This is a genomic window from Roseateles sp., assembly GCF_036486225.1.
GTDB lineage: Bacteria > Pseudomonadota > Gammaproteobacteria > Burkholderiales > Burkholderiaceae_C > Roseateles.
This window is the reverse complement of sequence record NZ_DASVNZ010000374.1, coordinates 1-2,675: the sequence shown is the minus strand read 5'-3', so window position 1 is coordinate 2,675 and position 2,675 is coordinate 1. Positions and strand designations below refer to the sequence as shown.

Below are 2,675 nucleotides of genomic sequence, written 5' to 3'. Positions count from 1 at the left end.
GATCGCGCGCCGTCACCGCCGCGCGGGTCTGTTCCGCGGCATTGGCCGTCGAGTCCGCCAGCCGTTGCTGCGCCTGGATCGCCGCGCTCGCGTCCGTCAACGCCGTGCGCGCCGCGGCCGCATGCGCCTGCAGGTCCGGCGTGCACAGGCCCACGGCCGTCGCCAGCGCCTGCCGCACCGTCGCCAGCCTGACGACGGCCGCGTTGGCCGCCGTGAGTCGCAACTGTGCGGCCACGTGCCGGTCCGCGCCCGCCTGCAGCGCCGCCTGCGCGGCCTGCAGGTGATCGCGATGCGCGGCCACCGCCGTGGTGTTGGTCTGCAGATTGTGTCGGGCCGCGGTGATCGCCTGCTCGTGCTGCGCCGTGCGCTGCGGGTCGCGGAGCACCAGGTCCAGCGCGTGTCTCAACCCGGGCGTGGCGCCTTGGGCCGCGGCCAGCAGCTGCCGCTGTTGCTCGACTCGCTGACCGAGCGTCGGCAACGCCTGGCGCGCCTGGAGCTCCGCGACCTGCGCGAGCTGCTGTTCGGTGACGCGCACCGGGTGCTCGGCGGCGCCGGCGGCCTCCGCCTCGTTGCGGCGCCGCCGGAGCTCACGCATCGACTGCTGCCGGCTGCTGAGCACCGCCAGGGCGGCGGTTTCGTTGTCGATGCGCACCGCCACCTGCGCACAGGCCTCCTGCGCGCGAAACATTGCCCTCGAGATCTCCGTCGACGTCACCGGAAAGAGTGACGGCGATGGCGCGGCCAGCGGGCCGGAGCGCGAGACCACGCTCAACCGGGGACGCTGGCTCTGCCGCCACGCGATGCCACTCATCGTGCTCATCGCGTTCATCGCGTTCATCGCGTTCATCGCACTCAACGTGTTCGGCGGCGTCAGCGGAACCGACTGGCTGCCGGTGGAGTCATTGACCATCGACCGTCCTCCTGATGTTCATCGCCTGCTTGGCTGAGGCGTGTCGCATCACTGTGGGACAGCAGTGTTTCCGAAGGCAACAGGGAGCCGAAGCGGCCGGCGAGGACCCGAAGTCCCCGCTGTCGATCAACAGCCGATCAACAGCCGATCGACTGTCGACCAATGGCCGATCATCGTCCCGATGTCGGCTCGCGTTGCGCGCCAGCGTCGGCGCCGGACCCGTTGGCCGCGTCGCCGGGAGCGATGTCCAGCCATCCGGCCGCGATCATCACGACCAGCGCGGCCACCGCCGCCAGCACCGCACCCCAGCTGGCGATGCGCATGCGCGGCGAGTGTCCGATGCGCTCGGCGGCGTCGGGCCTCACGCCTTCGATGCGCGCCGCGCTGCGCCGGGGCTGCACGCGCGTCTCGGGACCGACGATGCGACCCGCGCCATCGGCCGCATCGACGCCCTGCGCCCACACGTCGTCTTCAGGCGGCGCGGAACGGCGTGCCGACGACGCGACGCGACGCGTTACCGGATCGGGCGTTCCGCGCGGCGGCGTCCTGCCCTTGCCGCCGATCGAGGCGCGCGTGCTTGTTTTGCCGGCGCTCTTCCCCGCACTTTCCGATCCCGTGGCCGACGACGTCGGCGCCGTGCCCGAGCCCATGTCGCGCGAGGACTCGCCGGTGACGCGCTCTTCCTCGGCCTCGTCCAGCAGATGGCGCGTCACCGCGCCCATCAGGCGGCTGGCCGAGGCCTGACGACGACCGCTGGCCTCGTCGCGCCGGCGTGCCGACGGATCGCCCGGCAACGGCCGGACCTCCTCGGCGGAGCCCGCCGAAGTGGCGGCAGAAGTGGCGGCAGAAGTGGCGGCCGACGACGAGGGCCGCGCCGGCAATCGAGGCGGATCGCCGCGCATCGCGCGGACTCAGACGCCGTCGACGGAGAACTCGCGCCGCGCGGCGTCGGCGCCGGCTCCCGGGCCGGCACCGCGCCCGATCGGCAGCACCGGCTCGATGACCGCCGCGCCGCCGGCCACCGCCGCCGCGACGGTGGCCGCGATCGACGGCAGCTCCGCGAAGCTCGGGATGCTGGCCGTGGCGCTCGGCGTCTCGCCGAACTGCTGCCGGTAGTTGTGCGCGAGCGTGGACCGGTTGGCCATGCCCCAGCGCGCCGCCACCGCCAGCACGCTGTCGCGCCCGGCCATCTGCTGCAGCTCGGTCCGGATGCAGGCCATGCGGAGCTTGCGGATCACTTCAGCCGGCGTCAGGCCGAGGTTGGCGCGGAAGGCCATCTGCAGCGCGCGTTCGGTGACGTCGATCTCCGCGGCGATGCGGCGGACCGACAGCGCGCGATCGTGCAGGTGGTCCAGGATGTATTGATAGGCGCGGCGGTAGCGTGGCGGCAGGCGCAGTTGATCGGCGTCGGCCTGCTCGGCGCGCTCCTGCTGCTCGAGGAAACGCGAGTAAGGCACCCGCGTCAGCTCGAAGCGCAGGCGTGCCAGCGACAGCTGCGCGTGCTGGCGATAGCAGCGCAGCGCGTCGGAGTGGCGGCCGTTCATCGCATGCAGCTTCGACGCGCAGTAACGCAGTTCGATCGCATGGCGATGGTGGAGCTGGCGCGCGTCGTCGATGGCCAGCGGGCCGAGGATGTCGTAGGCGGTGCGGGCCTGGCCGCGGTCCAGCAGCGCCAGCGCCGCCTCGACGCGCGCGCGCTCTTCCATCGGTGCCAGGCGGCGGTCGCGATACCAGCGCACGCCGTCGAAGAGTCCGTCCACGCCTT

General features: G+C 72.7%; 4 protein-coding genes. 1 reads left to right on the top strand and 3 read right to left on the bottom strand.

All coding sequences use genetic code 11. The features are described 5' to 3' along the window. On the bottom strand, nt 1–652 hold a 652-nt coding region (locus VF536_RS24420; RefSeq protein ID WP_331617532.1), incomplete at its 3' end, for a hypothetical protein. Here VF536_RS24420 and VF536_RS24415 point away from each other — a divergent pair. Then, nucleotides 645–947, top strand: a complete 303-nt coding sequence (locus VF536_RS24415; RefSeq protein ID WP_331617531.1) for a hypothetical protein — start codon at nt 645–647, stop codon at nt 945–947. The genes VF536_RS24420 and VF536_RS24415 overlap by 8 nt on opposite strands. A 133-nt stretch (nt 948–1,080) precedes the next feature. On the opposite strand, the gene VF536_RS24410 is transcribed toward VF536_RS24415, so the two are convergent. Then, entirely contained in the window at nt 1,081–1,812 is a 732-nt protein-coding gene (locus VF536_RS24410) for a hypothetical protein (RefSeq protein WP_331617530.1), read from the bottom strand. Between the two features lie 9 nt (nt 1,813–1,821). Continuing rightward, nucleotides 1,822–2,675, bottom strand: an 854-nt coding sequence (locus tag VF536_RS24405; RefSeq protein WP_331617529.1) for a helix-turn-helix transcriptional regulator, incomplete at its 5' end; no start/stop codon positions are given.